The sequence below is a fragment of the Achromobacter sp. genome (assembly GCF_050285565.1).
Taxonomy (GTDB): Bacteria; Pseudomonadota; Gammaproteobacteria; order Burkholderiales; family Burkholderiaceae_B; genus Achromobacter.
The window spans coordinates 70,759-90,463 of sequence record NZ_JBLZXG010000013.1; the positions used below are offsets into that span (position 1 = coordinate 70,759).

18 protein-coding genes are annotated in these 19,705 nt (G+C 61.2%); all 18 read right to left on the bottom strand.

Annotated elements, in window-relative coordinates; all coding sequences use genetic code 11:
* Positions 1-3 precede the first annotated feature (3 nt).
* The 18 genes from ACN6O8_RS23895 to ACN6O8_RS23980 all read right to left on the bottom strand — a co-directional run bounded on the left by ACN6O8_RS23895 (position 4) and on the right by ACN6O8_RS23980 (position 19,670).
* Entirely contained in the window at positions 4-1,326 is a 1,323-nt protein-coding gene (locus ACN6O8_RS23895; RefSeq protein WP_427993459.1) for an N-acetyl sugar amidotransferase, read from the bottom strand.
* Position 1,327: 1 nt separating this feature from the next.
* The gene (locus tag ACN6O8_RS23900; RefSeq protein ID WP_427993460.1) at positions 1,328-2,017 is read right to left on the bottom strand and encodes a cytidylyltransferase domain-containing protein; all 690 of its coding nucleotides are present in this window, start codon (positions 2,015-2,017) and stop codon (positions 1,328-1,330) included.
* On the bottom strand, positions 2,004-3,053 hold the full coding sequence (locus ACN6O8_RS23905; RefSeq protein ID WP_427993461.1) for a nucleotidyltransferase family protein: 1,050 nt from the start codon (positions 3,051-3,053) through the stop codon (positions 2,004-2,006). The genes ACN6O8_RS23900 and ACN6O8_RS23905 overlap by 14 nt, the downstream gene beginning before the upstream one ends.
* A 2-nt stretch (positions 3,054-3,055) precedes the next feature.
* Positions 3,056-3,697, bottom strand: a complete 642-nt coding sequence (locus ACN6O8_RS23910) for an acetyltransferase (RefSeq protein WP_427993462.1) — start codon at positions 3,695-3,697, stop codon at positions 3,056-3,058.
* The gene (neuB, locus tag ACN6O8_RS23915; protein ID WP_427993463.1) at positions 3,690-4,757 is read right to left on the bottom strand and encodes an N-acetylneuraminate synthase; all 1,068 of its coding nucleotides are present in this window, start codon (positions 4,755-4,757) and stop codon (positions 3,690-3,692) included. Before neuB ends, ACN6O8_RS23910 begins: the two co-directional genes overlap by 8 nt.
* Position 4,758: 1 nt before the next feature.
* Positions 4,759-5,928, bottom strand: a complete 1,170-nt coding sequence (gene neuC / locus ACN6O8_RS23920; protein WP_427993464.1) for a UDP-N-acetylglucosamine 2-epimerase — start codon at positions 5,926-5,928, stop codon at positions 4,759-4,761.
* Positions 5,925-7,112 carry a LegC family aminotransferase gene (locus ACN6O8_RS23925; protein WP_427993465.1) on the bottom strand — a complete coding sequence of 396 codons (1,188 nt, stop codon included), beginning with the start codon at positions 7,110-7,112 and terminating at the stop codon, positions 5,925-5,927. The genes neuC and ACN6O8_RS23925 overlap by 4 nt, the downstream gene beginning before the upstream one ends.
* A 9-nt stretch (positions 7,113-7,121) precedes the next feature.
* The gene (locus tag ACN6O8_RS23930; protein ID WP_427993466.1) at positions 7,122-8,117 is read right to left on the bottom strand and encodes an NAD-dependent 4,6-dehydratase LegB; all 996 of its coding nucleotides are present in this window, start codon (positions 8,115-8,117) and stop codon (positions 7,122-7,124) included.
* A gap of 353 nt (positions 8,118-8,470) precedes the next feature.
* Positions 8,471-10,345 carry a polysaccharide biosynthesis protein gene (locus ACN6O8_RS23935; RefSeq protein WP_427993467.1) on the bottom strand — a complete coding sequence of 625 codons (1,875 nt, stop codon included), beginning with the start codon at positions 10,343-10,345 and terminating at the stop codon, positions 8,471-8,473.
* A 47-nt stretch (positions 10,346-10,392) separates the two neighbouring features.
* Positions 10,393-11,868 (bottom strand): hypothetical protein, encoded by a 1,476-nt coding sequence (locus ACN6O8_RS23940; protein WP_427993468.1) that lies wholly within the window; start codon positions 11,866-11,868, stop codon positions 10,393-10,395.
* The gene (locus ACN6O8_RS23945; RefSeq protein WP_427993469.1) at positions 11,855-12,556 is read right to left on the bottom strand and encodes a lipid II flippase family protein; all 702 of its coding nucleotides are present in this window, start codon (positions 12,554-12,556) and stop codon (positions 11,855-11,857) included. Before ACN6O8_RS23945 ends, ACN6O8_RS23940 begins: the two co-directional genes overlap by 14 nt.
* A complete protein-coding gene (locus ACN6O8_RS23950) occupies positions 12,553-13,665 on the bottom strand; it encodes a glycosyltransferase family 4 protein (RefSeq protein ID WP_427993470.1) in 1,113 nt (370 codons plus the stop codon). The genes ACN6O8_RS23945 and ACN6O8_RS23950 overlap by 4 nt, the downstream gene beginning before the upstream one ends.
* Positions 13,666-13,689: 24 nt before the next feature.
* Entirely contained in the window at positions 13,690-14,283 is a 594-nt protein-coding gene (locus ACN6O8_RS23955; RefSeq protein WP_427993471.1) for a sugar transferase, read from the bottom strand.
* 8 nt (positions 14,284-14,291) lie between these two features.
* Positions 14,292-15,464 (bottom strand): DegT/DnrJ/EryC1/StrS family aminotransferase, encoded by a 1,173-nt coding sequence (locus ACN6O8_RS23960; RefSeq protein ID WP_427993472.1) that lies wholly within the window; start codon positions 15,462-15,464, stop codon positions 14,292-14,294.
* Between the two features lie 203 nt (positions 15,465-15,667).
* Positions 15,668-16,879, bottom strand: a complete 1,212-nt coding sequence (locus ACN6O8_RS23965) for a glycosyltransferase family 4 protein (RefSeq protein WP_427993473.1) — start codon at positions 16,877-16,879, stop codon at positions 15,668-15,670.
* Positions 16,880-16,945: 66 nt separating this feature from the next.
* Positions 16,946-18,037 (bottom strand): DegT/DnrJ/EryC1/StrS family aminotransferase, encoded by a 1,092-nt coding sequence (locus ACN6O8_RS23970; RefSeq protein WP_427993474.1) that lies wholly within the window; start codon positions 18,035-18,037, stop codon positions 16,946-16,948.
* A gap of 5 nt (positions 18,038-18,042) precedes the next feature.
* The gene (locus ACN6O8_RS23975; RefSeq protein WP_427993475.1) at positions 18,043-18,612 is read right to left on the bottom strand and encodes an acyltransferase; all 570 of its coding nucleotides are present in this window, start codon (positions 18,610-18,612) and stop codon (positions 18,043-18,045) included.
* Positions 18,613-18,617: 5 nt separating this feature from the next.
* Positions 18,618-19,670 carry a Gfo/Idh/MocA family protein gene (locus ACN6O8_RS23980; protein ID WP_427993476.1) on the bottom strand — a complete coding sequence of 351 codons (1,053 nt, stop codon included), beginning with the start codon at positions 19,668-19,670 and terminating at the stop codon, positions 18,618-18,620.
* Positions 19,671-19,705: the final 35 nt, after the last annotated feature.

Sequence of the window (19,705 nt, forward strand, 5' to 3'; positions counted from 1 at the left end):
GCCTTAGACCCCGTCTTCCCAGATGTGGTGACGCAGCTTCCATTCACCGTTCTCGAACTTCCACAGGTGCGGCGAGCGGAAGGTGTTGGCCAGATGCATGAAGTACTCGTAGTCCATGATCGGCTGTTCGAACATCTTGGAGGCCTGCGGGAACTCGTTGGCCGGGATGCTGAGGTAGCGATAGATCTCGTCGGCAAAGCGCTCCGGATACTCGCCGTCGAACCGCTTGGCCAGCGCGATGCCTTCTTCGCGCGTGATGTCGCCAGAACGGATTTCCTGTGCGGCGTCATAGGTGGCGCGGCCGATGCCGAACTTGATGAACGTCGTGTAGTAGTGGAAATCATCGATGCGGTCATCGATGCTGTTGTACTTGCTGTACGTGCCGGGAGTGCGCTCGGGCGAGGCTTGGAAGCCGCCATGTTCGACCGAATAGTAATAGCAGCTTTGCGGGTGCCACTTGAGGTAGTAGCCCAAGTAGTGCACCTCGACCTTTTCCTTCTCGATCTGGGCGGGATCGGCGGGCAGGTACGGTTGCAGCTCGTGAGCGTCGACGCCGAATTCCGTCTGCAGGTCGGAGACAGAGGTGCCGCCCAGGTAGATCTTGGACTTGTCGTCAGCGGTGAAGTACGACCAGTCGCGCTTGGCGGTCTGCGTGTCGGCGATGGGGTTGCCGTATTCGGCTTCGTTTTCGCCGTAGAACACCAGCGGGATCTTGTGCAACAGCGCCATCTTGGGCGCCAACGCTTTCTGGCCGAACATGAACGGTTGGAACGGGTGGAACAGGTTTTCCACCGCCAGGCGCGTGATGAGACGGTGCACGCGGCCATTCGGCGTACACAGGAAATTGTCGAAGCCGGCATGCAGCCAGCTCTGGAAGTTTTTCCAACCCCATTCGGTGTAGATGTGCGGAGCCCAGGTCACGGTAAGCGGATGCATACCGTACTTGGTCTTGAGCATGTGCGCAGCGTAGAAGCTGTCTTTGCCACCGGATCCGGGGACGATGCAGTCATACGAACCATCCTTGCTGCGATGGCGATCGCACAGTTCGCGCAATTCGCGCTCGCGTTCCGCCCAGTCGATTTTGCCGTGCTTCTGCTCTGCCAGGCGGCAAGCGTCGCAAATGCCATAGCCATCGAAGTGAATGGTCTTTTTCTTGCTGTCTTTAGTGTGCCCGTATTCAACGGCCGAATTGGGACGTTGATTGGAAATCACGCACTTCTGGCAGAAGGCGACTTCCTCGGGAAGGCCGTAAAGGGTTCCGTGAGGGGGCGACTCCTTCTTGAACGGTTCAATGTCAAATTCGCGACGGCGCGGGTAGCGAAACATGTTAGGAATCTCCCAGTAAAGTCTGCAATTGAACAAAGTCTGCTTCGGTGTCGATATCCAGCGACCGACCGAGCGGCATTTCGTATGAAACGGTTTCCGCGGACAGGAATTTTCTCTCCCGCTTCAACCATTCAATATTGGCAACGTAGACTGCGCCGTTGAGTGAATAAACTCGGGGCAGATCCTGTCGCCGTGTGGCACTGCAATCGGGCAGCAACGGCTGCAGCCGTTCACCATCCCGATTGACGTACATCCAATAGGGGCTCTCCTGCGCTTCGCACACTGACACACATGCGGGTGCTCCCGCGCTGACGCAGTTTCTGATCGCCTGATCTATGTCTGATGATGTCCTGAGTGGGGACGTGGGCTGCAGCACCACGACCCAATCAAATCCCTGGCAGCGTTGTACCGCGTCCAGGATGGCGTCGATGGTGGTGGCCGTGTCCGTCGCCAATTCGGCGTCGCGGATGAACGGCACGTCGCAGCCGTACTGTTTCGCGGCCGCGATGATAGCCGAGTCGTCCGAAGAAAGGATAACCCGATCCAGCAAGGTCGACTGGCGCGCGGCTTCGATGGTCCAGGCGATCAGAGGCTTGCCGCCCGCTGGCCGGATGTTCTTGCCCGGAACACCTTTGGAGCCACCACGCGCCGGGATGACGGCCAGGATGCGCTGGTTGTTAATCACTGCCATTGCCCCATTCGCGCTGGGCGCGCTCGAATTCTTCAAGGCGTCCGATATCCAACCAGTACTCCCGGACAGGATATGCCGAGGTCGTGTTGCCGCTGGCAAGGATCCTTTCGAACAATGTCGGCATATCGAAATATGTATTGCTTGGAATGTGCTCGAACACTTCGGGCGAAAGCGCGTAAATGCCTGCGTTCACAAAATAGCGCTGTACTGGTTTTTCCTCGATGGACGAGATGTGGATGCCGTCGGTACGCACCACGCCGTAGGGAATCTGGAAGTCATACTCGCGCACGGCCATTGTCGCCAGCGAAGAATGCTCGTTATGGAACTTCAGCATGTTGTCGAAACGAACACGCGTCAGCAGATCACCATTCATGACGAGAATCGGCGCATTCGGTCGATTTGGCAGCAAAGACAACGCGCCCGCCGTACCCAACCGCTTGTCTTCGTGCAGGTATTCGATCTGCACGCCCCATTTGCTGCCATCGCCGAAATATTCGCGGATCGATTCCGCCAGGTAATTGACCGACAGGAAGAACTTACGGAAGCCCTGTTCCGCAAAACTCTCCAGGATGCTCTCCAGGATCGGTTTACCGCCCACGGGCAGCATTGGCTTGGGGCAGGTTTCGGTCAGGGGCCGTAACCGGCTGCCGAGGCCACCGGCCATCAGGACGACCCAATTCGGGTGTTCCAGCACGCCGGTCAGGGCGTCCAGTGTTGCAAGGTCGACGACGCGGCCTTGTTCATCCACCAGCGGTACGTGATGAAGCACCTTCCGGCGCATCAGCGCCAGCAACTCCGAGCTCGTGGCGGAATGGGGCGCGGTGGTCGGATTGGGATTCATGACCTCTTGGGTCGGCGTTGCGAGATCACAGCCGCGCAGGACGGCCCGGCGGATGTCTCCATCGCTCAGAATGCCATTTAGGCGGCCTTGGGCATCCAGCACCAGGGCCAGTTGCAGACCGGTGCTGTCTATGAGGGCTATCGCGTCCCGCAGCGAAGTTTCCAGCGCAACCGCCACTTTTTTCCAGTCTTTCATGTTCAATCCATTCTTTTATAGATAGCGGGATTGCCTTTGGCCAAACCGCCTGCCGGGACATCTCGTGTAACCACGGCGCCCGCGCCGACGATCGCGCCTTCTCCGATTTGCACGCCGGGCAGCAGTGTGGCGCCGGCGCCAATGAAGCAACGCGCCTGCAGATGGACGTTGCCGCAAAGCGTTGCGCCCGGGCCCACGAACACGTGCGGGCCGACTTGACAGTCATGGTCAATGCTCGCGCGGGTATTGATCACCGAGTTCACGCCGATCGTTGTCCGATTCTGCACGACCGCGCCCGCCATGATCTGGCTGCCTTCGTGCAGCGCCACTTCGCGGCCGATGACGGCGCTGGGGTGCCGGATCGAGGCGAATGCAAAGTGGCGAGCCTTCCAGGTGTCAAAAATACGGATGCGCAAGTTGCTGCCGGGTATGCAGCCGAGCCCGTTGGCGAGTAGCACCTGGCCCGATCCCGTGCCCTCCAGCCAGCTGTCATCCCCCAGCACTTCGACGCCAAAGAGCTGGCTGCCTGGGGAGTGCCCGGCATCAAGAATGCCGGCAACGGAGGCGTGCGATGTCAGCAGCGTGTCCAACACGACGCGTCCATGGCCGCCTGCCGCCAGCAGGATCACTGGCACGTTATTCATCCAGCAGTTCGTCCGTCACGTAGTCGCGGCTGGCCGGCTTGCCGTTGATCCGCCAGAATTCATATGGCGACATACCCGAACCCGGGCGTTTGCACGTAACCGCCAAAGGCGCCCCCTTGCTGACTGGTTCTGCTGCGACCAGGCTCTTGCGAGCAATGGCGCGGTTTTTCCATTCGGTGGCGGTCGGGCGTTTGACGCCATTACCCAGGGCGCCTTCGATGTCGCGAATCGCCTGCATCATCGCTTTCAGTTCCATGGGCTCGAGCGACGCCTTGTGATCGGGGCCGGGGAGATTGCGGTCCAGCGTGAAGTGCTTTTCGATGACCTGAGCACCACGGGCGACCGCGGCGATCGGAATGTGAATGCCAGGCGTATGGTCCGAATAGCCGGTGCGCAGGCGGAATGCCGCGGCCAGGGTATCCATGGCGCGCAGATTGACTTCCGAAAAGGGGGCGGGATATTCGGTGGTGCAGTGCAGAACGGATACGCGCTCGCGCAGCGCGGCTTGGCCTGCATCCGATGCGAAGGCCTGCGAAAAACCGTCCAGTTCCGGCACGGCATTCGTGGGTTGGGTAAAACCGAATGCCAGGACGCCGAGCGCGAGTTCGACGTCGGTCAATGTACACATGCCCGTGGATATGATCACGTGCCGCGCCGCACGCGCTATTTCCAGCAGAAAGGGGGCGTTGGTAATGTCGCCTGACGATACCTTGATGGTCGAGATGCCGAAGCGCTCGGTCAATAGCAGCAGGCTCGACGAATCGAAAGGCGTGGAAAGAAACTCGATGCCTTTGGATCGGGCATAGGCGAGCAGTACATCGTGGTCTTTTTCCGACAGTTCCAGGCGCTTGATCATCTCGTACTGGCTTTCCTGCGCGTCGGTCGTGCGCTTCTGATAATCCGCTTTGGGCGCATGCTTGGCGACGAGCTTGGCTGCGCTGAAGGTCTGGAATTTGACCGCATCCACGCCGGCATCGGCGGCGGCGTCGATCAGGCGCTTGGCCATATCGAGCGAGCCGTTGTGATTCACACCGGCTTCGGCAATGACGTAAGTTGACATATCAATACTCGTGCGCGATGTCGAAGAAAGCTTTCTGGACAGAAAGTGTGGCCGAGCGGAGGATCGAAACGATGGCGGCTGCCGCGTCGCCCTGTCCGTAAAGAGAATGCGTGGCAGGCAGGCGCGAGACGAATTCGGCGGAAAGAGCCCGTTCGATAGCGTCGATGATGCTCGCTTGGTCGTCCGTTGCATCAATCACCGAGGACGCCTTGAGGCGGCCGTTTTGACGGTTACCGATATTTACCGTGGCCCGCTTCATTGCGGGCGCTTCGGTAAGTCCGCTGGAGGAGTTGCCGATCACCACATCGGCTTCTCGCATCAGGCTCAGATAGCGCAATTGCCCCAGCGAAACGAAAGCTTTCGCGCGTGAGCGATTACGGGCGACGAATTGATCAATGCAGTCGATCAGCACACGGCCACCGGTGTCGGCATTGGGGTAGGTAAACACGATGGTGGCCTGAGGAAAAGCCGCGAGCGCACCCAGCAATTGCATCATGGCGTCGCGTGGAGACCGACTTTCGAGCGTGACTGGGTGGTAGGTCACCACGAAGAGCGGCTTGCCCAACTCCATGTCGAGCGACGTCGCCAATTCGTCCCGGTTCATCCATTTTGCCGTGGCAAGGATATCCAGGCCGGGGGCTCCGACGTTGAAGACACGATCCGGCGCCTCGCCTAGCTGCACCACGCGTCGACGATAGGGCTCGGCCGCGACGAAGTGCCACTGGGCCATCTTGGTGATGGCGTGGCGGATGCCCTCGTCGAACGCGCCCTCAGACGTTTCTCCGCCGTGGATGTGAGCAATGGGGATGCATGCAAGCATGGCTGCCTGCGCGGCCGCCAGGATCTCGAAGCGATCTCCCAGGACGACGACGATATCCGGCGCGAGGCGATCGAATGCGTCGGCAAAACCTATCACGCCCAGTCCCAGGGATTTGGTGACTGCCACCGGGCTGTCAGCCGACAGCAACATTTCCACCTTGGCATCGATACGGAATCCGTCCTCTTCGATGCCGCGATAGGTCATACCGAATTCCGGCGAAAGATGCATGCCGGTAGCAACGATCTGCAATGTCAGCGCGGGATCGGCCGCGATGGCGCCCAGCAGGCTGCGCATCAGGCCGTATTCCGCCCGTGATCCGGTTACCGCGCAAATTTTGCGTGATGCAGTCATGCGAGGGATCCTGCCAGCTTTGCGCTGCTGGGAATATTGATCAGGCTTGCCTCGAGCGACTCGGCGATGGAAAGGTCGGCGCGCGGGCTGTGTGCGTACATCGGCAGGCGATGCAGCAGCATCCAGACCGGACGGCACTGGTAGCCGCGTTCGTTGGTGGCATCCAGCAGGGTGTTGCGCGCTTCCATGTCCGCCTTGTTGAGGCGGATGGCGTTGAGCCAGTAATTGCTTTTCCCTTCGCCCGACTCCCAGACTAGGCGGAGATCGGTCGCGCCTTCGAATGCGCGTTGGTAGGTCTCCGCCAGGCGGCGCTTGCGGCTCAAGAAATCTGGCAGGCTCTCCAGTTGTGCACAGCCTAGCGCCGCGTTGATGTTCGGCAGTCGATAGTTGTACGCGACTTCGTCATGGTAGAACTCCCAGCGGTGCGGGCGCTTGGCGGTCGTGGTCAGGTATTTCGCGCGTCGAGCCAGCTCGGGGTCGTCCGTCAGGATGGCACCACCGCCGCCGGTGGTGACGACCTTGTTGCCGTTGAAGCTGAGGATGCCCAGCCTGCCGAATGTACCGGTATGGCGCCCCTTGAAATAGCTGCCCAGCGATTCCGCGGCATCTTCCACGATGGGGACGCCGTATTGTTCGGATACCGCCAGCAGCGCTTCCATGTCGATCGGCAGGCCGAAAACGTGCATCGGCACGATCGCGGCAATGCGGCGGCCTGTTTCACGATTGCGCAAGCCTTCCGACGTCTTTTCAGCGATCTTGGCGAAATGGGCGGCCAGTGCTCCTGGGTCCAGTCCCAGGTTGATGTCGTTGCTGTCGACGAAGTGCGTGATCGCGCCACAGTGTGCGACGGCATTGGCGGTGCCGACAAAGGACAGTGTGGGAACGATCACCTCGTCACCAGGGCGAACGCCGGCGAGTTGCAGCGCGATATGCAGCGCCGCAGTGCCGTTGACGACAGCGACGGCGTGACGCGAACCGGTGAATTCGGCCAATCGGCGCTCGAATTCATCCACGTACTTGCCGACCGACGAAACCCAGCCCGTATCGATGCATTCTTTGACGTAGGCCCACTCATTACCGCGGAATTCAGGTTCATGCAGGGCCGTGAGCGGTTCGGGCTTGCCAAGGACCTGGTTCAGGCCGTGTAGCAGCTGATCTTGCAAGGACTGATATGGTGTGGACATGTCTACGACTCAGATGTTGTAGCGATCGGCTTTGTAAGCAGCGAGATTGGCGGGATCTTTGAACCATTGCGCCGTTTCTTCCAGTCCGCGCTTGAAACCGTCGCGACCCGCGTAAGTCGGTTCCCAGTTGAACAGCGCCTTGGCCTTGGCGTTGGCGGCCCAGAGGCGTTCCACCTCGGAATTCTCAGGACGCAGGCGCGCTTCGTCGGTGATGATCTGGATTTCCTCGCCCATTACCTCGGATATCAGCTTCGCCGTGTCGCCGATAGAAATCTCGAAGTTGCTGCCGAAGTTGACGACTTCGCCCTGGCCGCCATTGCCTTCCAGGGCGGCAATGAAGCCGGAAACGGTGTCCTTGACGAAGTTGAAATCGCGAGTCGGCGACACCGCGCCCAGTTTGATCTGGCGCTGGCCGTTGGCGATCTGGGTGATGATGGTCGGGATGACGGCGCGGGCCGACTGGCGCGGGCCATAGGTATTGAAAGGCCGGGCGATCACGACCGGCAAATCGAACGAGGCGTAGAACGAGTAGGCCAATTGGTCCGCCCCGATCTTGGAGGCGGAGTAGGGCGATTGGCCCTGCAATGGATGCTCTTCGGTAATGGGAACGAAACGTGCCGTGCCGTAGACTTCGCTGGTCGAGGTGTGAATGACGCGTTTCACACCCAATTCGCGTGCCGCCTGCAGCACGTTCAGCGTACCCTTCACGTTGGTGTCGACGTAAGTGTCCGGCGAATGGTAGGAAAACGGAATGGCAATCAGGGCTGCCAGATGCAGTACGGCGTCACAGCCTTGCATCGCCGCCTTGACGCCGTGCGGATCGCGGATGTCACCCGAAAAGACATCAAGCTTCTCGCGGATATGTCGCGGGCTTTGGTCCAGCCAACCCCAGGAGTTGAACGAGTTATACAGCGCGAAAGCACGGACATCGTATCCCCGAGCGATCAGGGTTTCAGTAAGGTGAGAGCCGATAAAACCGTCTGCGCCCGTGACGAGTACTTTCAAGATAACTCCCTGATGTCTTTATTTGAAATAGAAATAATTAACGGGTATCCGCAAGTTAAAACCAACCGGAACCCGCGCGATGATTCTCGATCCGCTTATCGTTAAGGATTCTCATTAATGCGATGCGGCTGGCCCGAGATATCAATAGCTATAGACTATTGAAAAGGAACTGCCATAGCGTAAAGTTTCGTAAGCTTTGCCGGCATACGAAATCTTTACCAGTTTTCACGGCGCTAGTTTAGCGGCTTTGGCCTCGGGCGGGCAGGGAGGAAGGTGCTGAGCTCTGTAGCCAGTTGAGTCAAAAGTTCGCTCGCGCAGCCTTTTTGGCAATAACTGGATGCTGTCGACAACTTTTAGTGTTGCGCGGGGGAATATTCCCTGACTATTTGGCGCAACAGCCGCAGGACGGCGATCTGGTCGCAAGCCGCCAGCGCGATATCGAGGGCGGCTAGTTGCGTCATGAGCTCGGCATGGGGCAGGCAACACTCGGTCGCCTGCATGATTCGGGGATGTGGCGTTTCCGTGACGTTGTCGCCAATTAGCAACTCTTCGTAGAGCTTTTCCCCGGGGCGCAGGCCCGTTACCCGGATTTCGATGTCGCCGTCGGGCTGGTCGGCGCTCTTCACGGTGAGGCCATAGAGCCGGACCATCCGTTCCGCCAATTCCTGGATGCGAACCGGGGCGCCCATGTCCAGCACCATGACGGTGCCGGAACCGCCCATGGCGCCCGCTTGCAGCACCAATTGCGCGGCTTCGGGAATGGTCATGAAGTAGCGGGTAATGTCGGGGTGGGTCAGGGTGATGGGGCCGCCCGCCAGGATCTGCTTGCGGAACAGTGGCACCACGCTGCCCGAGCTGCCCAATACGTTGCCGAAGCGGACCATTGAAAAGCGGGTGGCGCTCTGGATCTGCGCCTGGGCCTGCAGGACTAGTTCGGCCATGCGTTTGGAAGCGCCCATGACGTTGGTCGGCCGCACCGCCTTGTCGGTGGAAATCAGCACGAAATCCCTGACCCCGGCTTGGATGGCAGCCTGGGTAAGCATGAGCGTACCGAAGGTGTTAGTGCGCAGGCCTTCGACAATATTGTTTTCGACGAGGGGAACGTGCTTATATGCGGCGGCATGATAAATGGTTTCCACCGCGTGCCGTCGCATTAAATCGAGACAGTATTCCTTATCACGCACTGAACCCAGCGTCGCGACGATTTCGCATTCGTCGCTTTTGACCAGGCGCGAAATATCCTGCTCAATGTTATACAACGCCGCTTCGGAAACTTCGAAAAGAATCAGTTTGCGCGGTTGCAGGGCGACAATCTGGCGGCACAGTTCCGAACCGATGGAGCCGCCGGCTCCCGTGACCATGACGATGCGGTCCGAAACACAACGCCCCAGCAACTGCGCGATCGGCGCTACCGGGTCGCGACCCAGCAGGTCCTCCACCTGGACGTCACGCAGGCGCACGCCGTTGGACGGCTCAATCAGTTCCTTCATGCTGGGTACCAGGCGGATGCGCAGGTGATACGGTTCGGCCATCTCCACGATCGAGCGGATGCGAGGCCGCGAGGCCGAGGGCATGGCGATCAACAGTTGGCGCACGTTATGTTTGGTGATGAGACGGCCCAATTGCGAGGGGGCGTGCACGCGCAGACCCGCCACCACCAGGCGGTGCTTCTTGGGGTTGTCGTCCAGCATCGCGACCGGGTAGTAATGCGGGCCGGCGCGCAGCGTTATCGCCAATTGCGATCCTGCCCCGCCGGCGCCGTAGATCAGAACTGGCTCGCGTTCCGCGCTGACACGTGCGTCATTGGGAAAAAGCGCTCGCCGGGCCAGGTAACGCGTGGCCAGCAGGCCCGCCAGGGCCAACGAGGCATAAATGACGAGGACGCCGCGCGACAGACCGGTAGAGATATGCAGGAAGGTATTGGCCGCAGTGACCACCATCACCGACACGAGAACCCCGCCGACGATCGACAGGATCACGCGCTCGCTCATGTAGCGCAGGATGTAGTAATAGACGCCGAGGGCGCCCATCGCCATGACGCCGCCACCACAGGCGACGACAGATAGCAGCAGATATTGGGGCGTGAGGAAGAACAGTTCGAAACGCAGCCACAACGCCAGGTGGAACGCGGCCAGCAAGATGGCGGCGTCCACCGCCACGGACAGCAGCTGTTTCGCTGGCCGTGGCAGATTCACGAAAAGCCGCCTGAACGCGTAGGGAAGCACCATGGTATGCAATGAGTGACGGGAAGGGGTCTCGGCCTGGTTCCTGGCGGTTACGCCCGGCTATTGAAGTGATCGGGAACCTGGGGCAGGGTGGCGAGCACCACGCCCAGGAGGAACCAGAAGGGCTGGAAATATACCAGTGAACTCGGGGCGATGCCGGCCGTGCAAGTGACGATCAGTGCCAGGCGGCCGTGACCATCGGCGCGCCATAGCAACCAGCCGACAAAGGCGGCCCATGGCAGGCCGAAGAAAAAGAACATTTCCAGCCAGAAGAAATGCGGAGATGCCCAGGCGCGGTTGTCGAGCGGCCAGGTGACGTTCAACTGGCCTACCCCCAGGCCGGCGAGCCACTGCCACCAGTGCATGTGCCATGCGGTTTCGTACATTTCGTACAGGATTTTGCTGCGAATGGCGGAGGATACGTCGCCGCCATGCGCCACGACATCCGTGACGGCCGGGGGCGCCGCGGGGGCTTGGGTCAGTGCGGGCAGGGGAGGGGCGACGCCAGCCGCGGGCGGCGCGGGCTGGAGCGTTGGCGCAGGCGCTGCGGGTGCCGCAGGGGCGGCGGGCGTGACGGGCGAACCCGCGGGTGCCACCGAGGTGGCGGGGGTGACCAGGGGCGGGGCTGGCGTGGCGGGCACCGGCGGCGGCCAGGATGCGGATCCGGCCCCCGGCGGCGGGCGCACGCATTGCGCGGCGATCATGCCCAGGGGGACGGCGTCCTCGGACACGCTGGCGCATTGATGGATGGGTTGTTCCTGCACCAGCGAGGGCAGCGCCCCGATAAAGAAAGTGCCGCCGTGCAGCGTCATGCCAACGGCACTTGCAAGCATCCAGGTGAGCGCGAAGCGCAGCCGGGGCACGCCCGTTTTCAACCCGATCAGCAGGTAGCCCACCCCGAGGATTCCCAGGGCCAGCACGTCGGCACGCCGGTTAAGGCCCAGGGAATAGATCCAGGCGGCGGCGAACAGAAGCCATGGCAGGCGGCGCCGGCTCAATAGGCAGATCACGCAGGCAAATACCAGCGCCGTCGCCATGTCGTTGATGTTGTACCAGACGCCACCGGTGAGCGGCAGGCTGTCACGGAACAAGGTTGCGTTGGTCCAGGTGTCGAAAATCGGAAAAGCGGCGGTAACGAACCAAAATGCCGCGAGCGGCAGGAACCAACGGTCGAAAGCGATGCCGCGCCGTACCATCGTCTCCCCCAACACCATATAGAGCGCGCCGATGGCGCAGAAGAGAGCGTAGTGGACGTAACGGCCCGAATCGATCATCCAGAGGGATGAGGCCAGGATCAGACCGCCACCCACGGCGATGACAATGCGCGAGCGGGTGTGCGCCAATGTGCGACGCCACGCGGGCGCGAGCGCGAACAGCATCACGATCAGCCCGACGCCCCAATGGAACGGCCGCAGGGGAGAGACCAGGTAGATGGACGAGCCGGCAAAGCCCAGCACGAATGCCGCGGTTGCGATGGCGGTCGAATACCGGAATGGGCGCATGCTGTCAGGGTCAGGCAAAAGCATTGCTGATTCCGAGGAAAAGCACCGGGGCGATGAGTCCGACCGCGATCAGGCGACCCGCCAACATGGCCTGGATGGCCTGGTAGACGTCCGCTGTGGCATGGTCATCGACGATGCGCGCGACGCGCGGCTCCAGGATGAAAGTCAGCAGCACCGTAGCCGCGCCATTGATGATGCCGGACAGTTGCGAAATGGTGCTGCGATAGTCGTGGAACACCAGGGCGAAGAAGTACGACAGCAGTACCCCTAGGCTGTAACACAGGAATACCGCCGCGGCGAGCACAACGATCTTGCGCAGTTTCAGGTGGGTCGGGACATCCAGCTGCGCGCGTATCTCGGCTGCGCTCAAGACTGGCTGGCCGGCGCGTCGCAGCACGAAATTGGCCAGCAGGCGAATCCACACATGGCGCATGGCGCGGGCGGCCAGCGAAAGCAAGGCGGCGCAAATCAGCGCACCCAGGCCCATCTTGATATAGAGCGCGATCGGTACCTGACGATCCACCATGAAGCCGAGCAGGGGCATCAGGGCGAGATAGAAAAAGCGGGTGACTGTGGTGGTGGCATTCTGGATGGCGTAGCCCGTGACGGGCTTGCCGGCCACGCGGCCCGCCACGCGCGCATAGTAGCTGAGGTATTCCAGCAGATGGATGCTGGCGTAGCTGGCGATGACCAGGTAGGGAAGGAAAGTCATGGCGTGCCTGCTTGGATATCGCGGTATTGCCGCAACGTGTTTTGATAGGCGCCGAGCATGCTGTCGAGACTGGCCTGCCAAGAATAGTGCATCTGTACATGCGCGCGGCCGGCGGCCCCAAGCTGCCCGCAGAGCGTCGGATCCAGCACCAGTTGGCGCAGGCGCTCCGCGGCGGCGCCGGCATCCAGCCGCGGCACGATGAATCCGGTCATGCCGTCGACCACGATTTCGGCGGGGCCATCGGCGTCCGAGACCACCACGGGGATGCCGCAGGAGCAGGCTTCAAGAATTGCCACGCCAAAGCTGTCCATCCGGCTTAACGCCACGTAGACGTCCAGCTCTCGTAGCGCGCCGGGCACTTCGCTGTGGGCGATATGGCCAAGGAACTGGGTGCGGTCGGCAATGCCGAGGCGGGTGGCCATGGCCTGCAAGGCTTGTGCCTGGGACCCGGAGCCGTAGATCTTGAGCATCAGCCGGCTGGCGGTCGCCGGGGCCTGCGCCGCCAGCGTGACGACGAGCTGGGCGAACGCCTGCAACAGAATATCGATGCCATAGGTGGTCTCCAGGGCCTTCACGGTGCCAATGACGATTGGACGGTCATCGGTGGGCGTGGCTTGCGGCGCCGGCGAGAAACGCTCGGTATCGATTCCGAAAGGCGTGATATGCACCGGCCGGCCGGTGAACTGACTTACCTGGCGGGCCATGGCCTGGCCGGTGACGGCGACCGCGGTGGCTTGCTCCAGGTTGCCGCGCAGGATACGGCGATGCAAGCCACTCTTGTACGGAAATGCGTAGATATCGCTGCCCCAGGCGGAAAGCAGCGACGGAGTGAAGCCGGCGAGACGCGCGAGCGTGCCGTAGCCGGTGGCATAGTGGGTGTTCAGGAGGTCGGGGCCGATGGCGCGCAGGGCCCGGCGCAACGCCGGGGCCGCTAGGAGGTAGCCTTGCGGAGAGCCCCAAGGCAGTCGGTGCAAGGACACACGCGGGTCGTAGGCCCCATCATCGTGGGTCAGCGATAGCACATGCGTGTCCACCCCCCGATCCGCCAAGCCATTGGCCCATCTGATCATGTGGATGCTGTGCGCGGGGCCCAGGAGCGCGATTTTCATGAATTGTGTTCTCGCGATGTCGGCTCAACGCAGGATCGCTGCGACGGTCATGAACAGGATTTCAAGATCACCCGTGAAGCTGCGGGTGCGGACATATTCTTGCTGCAACTTGAGTTTCTCCGGCAGGATGACTTCCTGGTAGGTCCGCTCGGGGTCTGGCGCTTGGGCGAGAATCTCGCTTTCGTTGCGAAAGCGGATCGAGGCCAGGTCGGTGATGCCCGGCCTGACCGACAGGATCTCCTCGCGCATTGCGGCCGGATACATGGCCACGTAGCGCGGCACTTCCGGCCGGGGGCCGACGAGACTCATATTGCCGCTGAGCACATCGATCAATTGCACCAGCTCATCGAGTTTCCATTGGCGGATCAGCTTGCCGACGCGGGTGATGCGGGCGTCGTCGCCGACGGTGATCTGGCGGTCGGCTGCCGACTGCTGTATCCGCATGCTGCGCAGCTTGTGGATTCGGAACGGCACGCCGCGACGTCCGATGCGTTCCTGCCGGAAAAAGACGGGGCCGGGACTGTCCAGCTTGATGGCGATGGCGATCAGGACCAGGAATGGCAGCAGCGCCAGCAGGCCCAACGCCGAGCAGCAGATGTCGAAAAGACGCTTGAGCATCCAGCGTCCTATGACAATAGGGCTTTCACCGATTCAATGACTCGCGCGACGTCGTCATCGGCCATCTTCGAGTAGATCGGCAGGCTGACCATGCAGTTGAACGCCGCTTGCGATTGTGGATACATCTCGGGCGTCAAGCCGTAGCGGTCGCGCCAGTAGGGTTGCAGATGCAGCGGCACGTAGTGGACGCTACAGCCGATGCCCTTCTCGGCCATGCTGGCGATGAAGCGGTCGCGATGAGCCGGGTCCTGGTTGTGCAGGCGCACGACATACAGGTGCCATGCATGCAGATCGGTGGCGGCGTGCGGCATGTCGACATTGCCGGGACGTGGAGGCAGTGTCAGCGGCAGGTCGGCGAACGCCGTGTTGTATGCCTCGGCGATCTTCGTTCGCCGCGCCTGCATTTCGTGCAGCCTGCGAAGCTGCACCCGTCCCATGGCCGCCGCGGTGTCAGGCAGGTTGTACTTGAAGCCCGGAGCGACGATTTCGTAGTACCAACTGGGTTTGTTGGAGGTGTAGCGATCAAAGGCATCACGATCGATGCCGTGCAGTCGCATGACGCGGCAGCGCTTGGCGAGCGCGGGGTCGCGCGTGATCACCATGCCGCCTTCGCCGGTCGCTAGTGTCTTGGTGGCGTAGAAGCTGTAGACGGTCAGGTCGCTGCCCAATGTGCCAATCTTGGCGCCTTGCCAAGTCGTGGGCAGGGCGTGCGCGGCATCCTCTACCACTCGCAGATTATGCTCTTTCGCGATCGCCAGGATGCTGTCCATGTCGCAGGACAGGCCACCGTAGTGCACGGGGATGATGGCCCGGGTGCGCGGCGTGATTGCGCGTTCGATGGCGGCCGGCGAAATGCAGAGCGTTTCGGGATCGATGTCGACCAGGACCGGTTCGGCTCCCAGGTAGCGCGCGACCTCGGCCGTGGCGGTGAAGGTATGCGACGGCGTGATGACTTCATGCCCTTCGCCTACGCCGATGGCTTCCAGCGCCAGGTGCAGACCCGCAGTGGCGGAATTCACGGCCACTGCCTCGACATTGCCACCCAGGTAGCGGGCGAACTCGAGCTCGAATTCCCGCGCATTGGGGCCGGTGGTCAGCCAACCCGATTGCATGGCCTTGGTGACGGCTTCGATTTCCTCGTCCCCGATGTCGGGCAAGGCGAATGGGATAAATGAATTCATGGCTGGCCGGACACAATGCTGCGATGTAATGCTGGAGCGTTTTCGCACACGCAAGCCAGCTTATTGATTTTTGAAGAGCCACGTAGCTGCCGCAGGGACAGTGGTACACGGTCAAGAAATTTTCTCATGTTCATCTCCGCCCAAAAAGCGGATATTACGTGGAACAAGCTTTCAGTATTCTGGCCACATGTTTTCATGGCCTTTTATAACGAGTGTAAAAAACGAGCGGCGAGTGCGGGATAGGCATGGTGGGTTTGCACGAATTGGCGGCCCCTTTTCCCCAATTCATGCCGTGCCGCCGCCGTCATGGCGGTCAGTGTGCCCAACGCACCGGCGATGCCATCCACATCCTCTGCCGCGATGCTGATGCCGCAGCCTGCGTCTCGGACGATATCGTACGGGGAACTGGTGGAGTGAATGACGGGCAGCCCGGCCATCATGTAATCGAATAACTTGTTGGGGCTCATCCCGTGGGCGTAGAGAGGACTGTCGCGCCAGCCAATGTAGGCCATGTCTCCCAGCGCCAGAAGGTTGGGTACTGCGGTTTTGGGGATGGGATCCAGGAACAAGACATTGGCGAGATGCAGCCTTTCTGCTTTATATTGCAGTCTAGCCTTTTCAACGCCGCTGCCAACTAAGATAAGTCCGGTTTTTTGGGCGGCAGGACGGTTCGCGGCTTCGATCAGCGGATCCAATGCGTTGGAGACCGCGTGCCCTCCGGCGTAGATGCAAAGAGTTGCAAATTTTTCTCGGAATTGCTCAATCTGGAGGCGGATTTCTTCCGGCACGGGAGTCGGCGTCGCGCCGGGATCGATGCCATTGGGGATGTAAACAAATTTATCTCCCTTCAAGCCGTGCGCACGCATGTGCGCTTCGGTGCCCGGCAGCAATGAAACCGCCTTGTCGGCATGGGCATAGGCGTAGTTTTCGGCGCGCTGCATCGAGAAAATCATCGGATGCCATTTCGAGAACCCCCCGAGCAATTGAGGTGTCAGGGGCCAGACATCATGCAGTTCGTATACCAGTTTGGCCCCACTTCGGCGCGCGATGTGGCGGGCGGGCCAGATGTCGTAAGGGTAGGTGGACGAGGCGATAACGACATCCGGACGCTTGGCCGCCAGGGCCGTGGCGTAGCGGTAGAGCAGGCCGGTGAACTGGAACATGTTCAGCAGGCGAGCGGCGCCATTGCCTTGGTAGGGACGCGTACGCAACCAGAGATAGTCGACGCCGTCGAGAGTCTCCGCCAGTAAGGGGCCGTCGAATTGCGGCGCATGCTGCCTGATGTGCGACACGCTGCTCGCCACGATAGTGACTTGGTGCCCTTGGGCGACCCATTCTCGGGCCAGGTAATAAGGGCGGAACTCCATGCCGTGTCGTGGCGACCCGGCATAGTGGTTGATCAGAATGATGTTCATGGCGTGGCGGCGGGCGCTCTCGCGGGCTTTCGCGTCAAGGCCGCAGGGAACCCGTGCATCATGGTGTCAACGGGCGGCGGCGATGACGGTCCGCGCGATCTGCTCCTGCGTCGCATCGTCCAGGTCGGGGTGCATGGGCAGGCTGAGCACCTGCGCTGCCAGCATGTCCGAGACAGGCGTGGCGCCATTGGCATAACCGCTGTAGGCGGGCTGCGCATGGATCGGGCGGGGATAATGGATAGCGGTAGGGATGTCCGCGGCTTTCAGGGCGGCCATCATGGCTGGCCGATCCGGCACCATAATGGTGAACTGCGCCCAGACGCTGTCGCGGTCGGGGCGTACGGTGACGGTGCGCACATTGGCGGCGTCTGCCAGCAGCGCCTGATAGCGTGTCCCGAGGCGGATCCGCTGTTCAACCTCCCAGTCAAAGCGTCCCAGTTTCGCGAGCACCACCGCGCATTGCAGCGTGTCCATTCGGCCGCCCACGCCGACGCGGCTGTGATAGTAGCGGGCCGATTGTCCGTGGACGCGGATTTCCCGACAGGCCTGGGCCAGTTCGTCGTCGTTGGTGAAAATGGCGCCGCCGTCGCCATAGCAGCCCAGGGGCTTGCTGGGGAAGAAGCTGGTGCAGCCTATCGTGGACAGGTTGCAGCTCTTGGTGCCCTTGTAGGTGGCGCCGAAGCTCTGCGCCGCGTCCTCGATGACGGCTATGCCGTGACGCGCAGCGATGGCGTTGACCTCGTCCATATCGCCACACTGGCCATACAGCGATACAGGGATGATCGCTTTGGTGCGCGGAGTGATCCGGGCTTCGATTTCGGCGGCATTGATGTTGCAGGTGTCGGGCTCGACATCCACGAAAACCGGCGTGGCGCCCAGTAGCACGATGACCTCGGCAGTGGCGACAAAGGTGAACGAGGTGGTGATGACCTCGTCGCCCGCGCCGATGCCCAGCGCCATCAGGGACATCAGCAAGGCTTCCGTGCCGGACGCGACGGTGATGCAGTGTTTGGCGCCCGTGTAGGTTTGCAAGGCGGCTTCAAGTTCCTTGACCTCGGGCCCCATGATGTACTGGCCGTGATCCAGCACCTGCTGGATGCGGGCGTTGATGGGGTCGCGCAGGACCTGGTATTGCTTCTTGAGATCAATGAATTGCATGAGGCTCACGCTAGTTCGCAAACGCCGTTCTTCAATACATACTGCTCACCGGTCGCCGCGCAGAACGCCTGGCCGTCCCCCGTGAGCGGCAGGTCCAGTTGTTCGCCGTGGCGGCTCATCCAACCGATCTGACGGGCCGGGACACCCACCACCAGGGCGAAGTCCGGCACAGATTTGTTCACTACGGCTCCCGCGCCCACGAACGCGTGACGGCCGACCGTGACGCCACACACAATGGTGCAGTTGGCGCCCAATGTCGCGCCCTGGCGGATGAGCGTGTCGCGGTATTCGTTCTTGCGCTCGATCGCGGCCCGGGGGTTGTAGACGTTGGTGAATACCATGCTGGGACCGCAGAACACGTCGTCTTCCAGGGTGACGTTGTCGTAGACCGAGACGTTGTTCTGGATCTTGACCCGGTCGCCGATGCGGACGCGATTGCCGACATAGACGTTCTGTCCGAGTGAGCACCCCGCGCCGATCACGGCGCCCGGGCTGACATGGACCCAATGCCAGATGCGCGTTCCGGCCCCGATGGTGGCGCCTGCGTCGACAATGGCGGTGGCGTGGATAGTCATATGATTCAATCCAAAGGCAGGGGAACGCGGATGCCGTCGCGCGCCGAGCGGTAGATGGCGGTCAGGAGTGCCAGTGATTGCAAGCCTTCGCGGCCATCCGTCTCGGGTTCGCACTCGCCCCGCAAGGTTTTGATGACATTGTCGTAATAGAGCGGGTGGCCGAAGCCATACACCGAGGTGGTTTCGTAGTTTGCTTCGCGGATCTTGGCGTCATCAGGTTGTTCGTCGGCGAATTTCCATTCGTCGATTCGATTGACCGCCACGCCGCCGACACGCACTGTGCCTTTTTCACCCAGGATGGTGATGGAGCCTTCCAGGTTCTGCGGATAGGTCAGCATCGTGACATTGATAGAGCCCATGGCTCCGTGGCGCCAGCGTATCGCTGCGACGCCGGTATCCTCGGCCTCGATGCGCCGGGCCAGAGTGGCGGTATAGGCGTAGACGCTTTCCACCGGGCCGATCAGCCAGTCCAGCAGGTCGACGTAATGGCTGGCCTGGTTCATGAAGGCGCCACCGTCCCATTCCCACTTGCCGCGCCAGCGCGCCGCGTCGTAATAATCCTGTGGCCGCGTCCAGAAGACGTTGACCGTCACCATGAAAATGCGGCCGAAGCGACCACTGTCGATCGCCTTCTTGACTAACTGGAGGGTCGCATTGCGGCGGTTCTGCTTGACTATGAAAAGTCGCACACCGGCTTCGTCACACGCTTTCACCATGCGCTTGCCGTCTTCCCAGCGGGTTGCCATGGGTTTTTCGCTCACCACGTGGCGTCCGGCCTGGGCGGCTTCCACCGCCTGCCATGGGTGCAGGCCGGAGGGCGTGGCCAACACCACTGCGTCGGCATTGCCTTGCTGCAGTAGTTCCGTCAGCGAGGTAAAGCCCCGGGCGCCGGTCGTCTCGACTGCGTTGCGCAGCGATTCCGGATTCGTGTCGCAGACTTCAGTCAGTTCCGCACGGTCTGCGTGCTGGGCCAGCGCAGCAATATGATTCTTCGAAATGCGTCCGCAGCCGACCAGGGCAAAACGGATCTTTCGATCAGTAATCGGAGGAAGATTCATTGTGGTGAGTTTGTTGTAAATTGCCGGGATTCTTC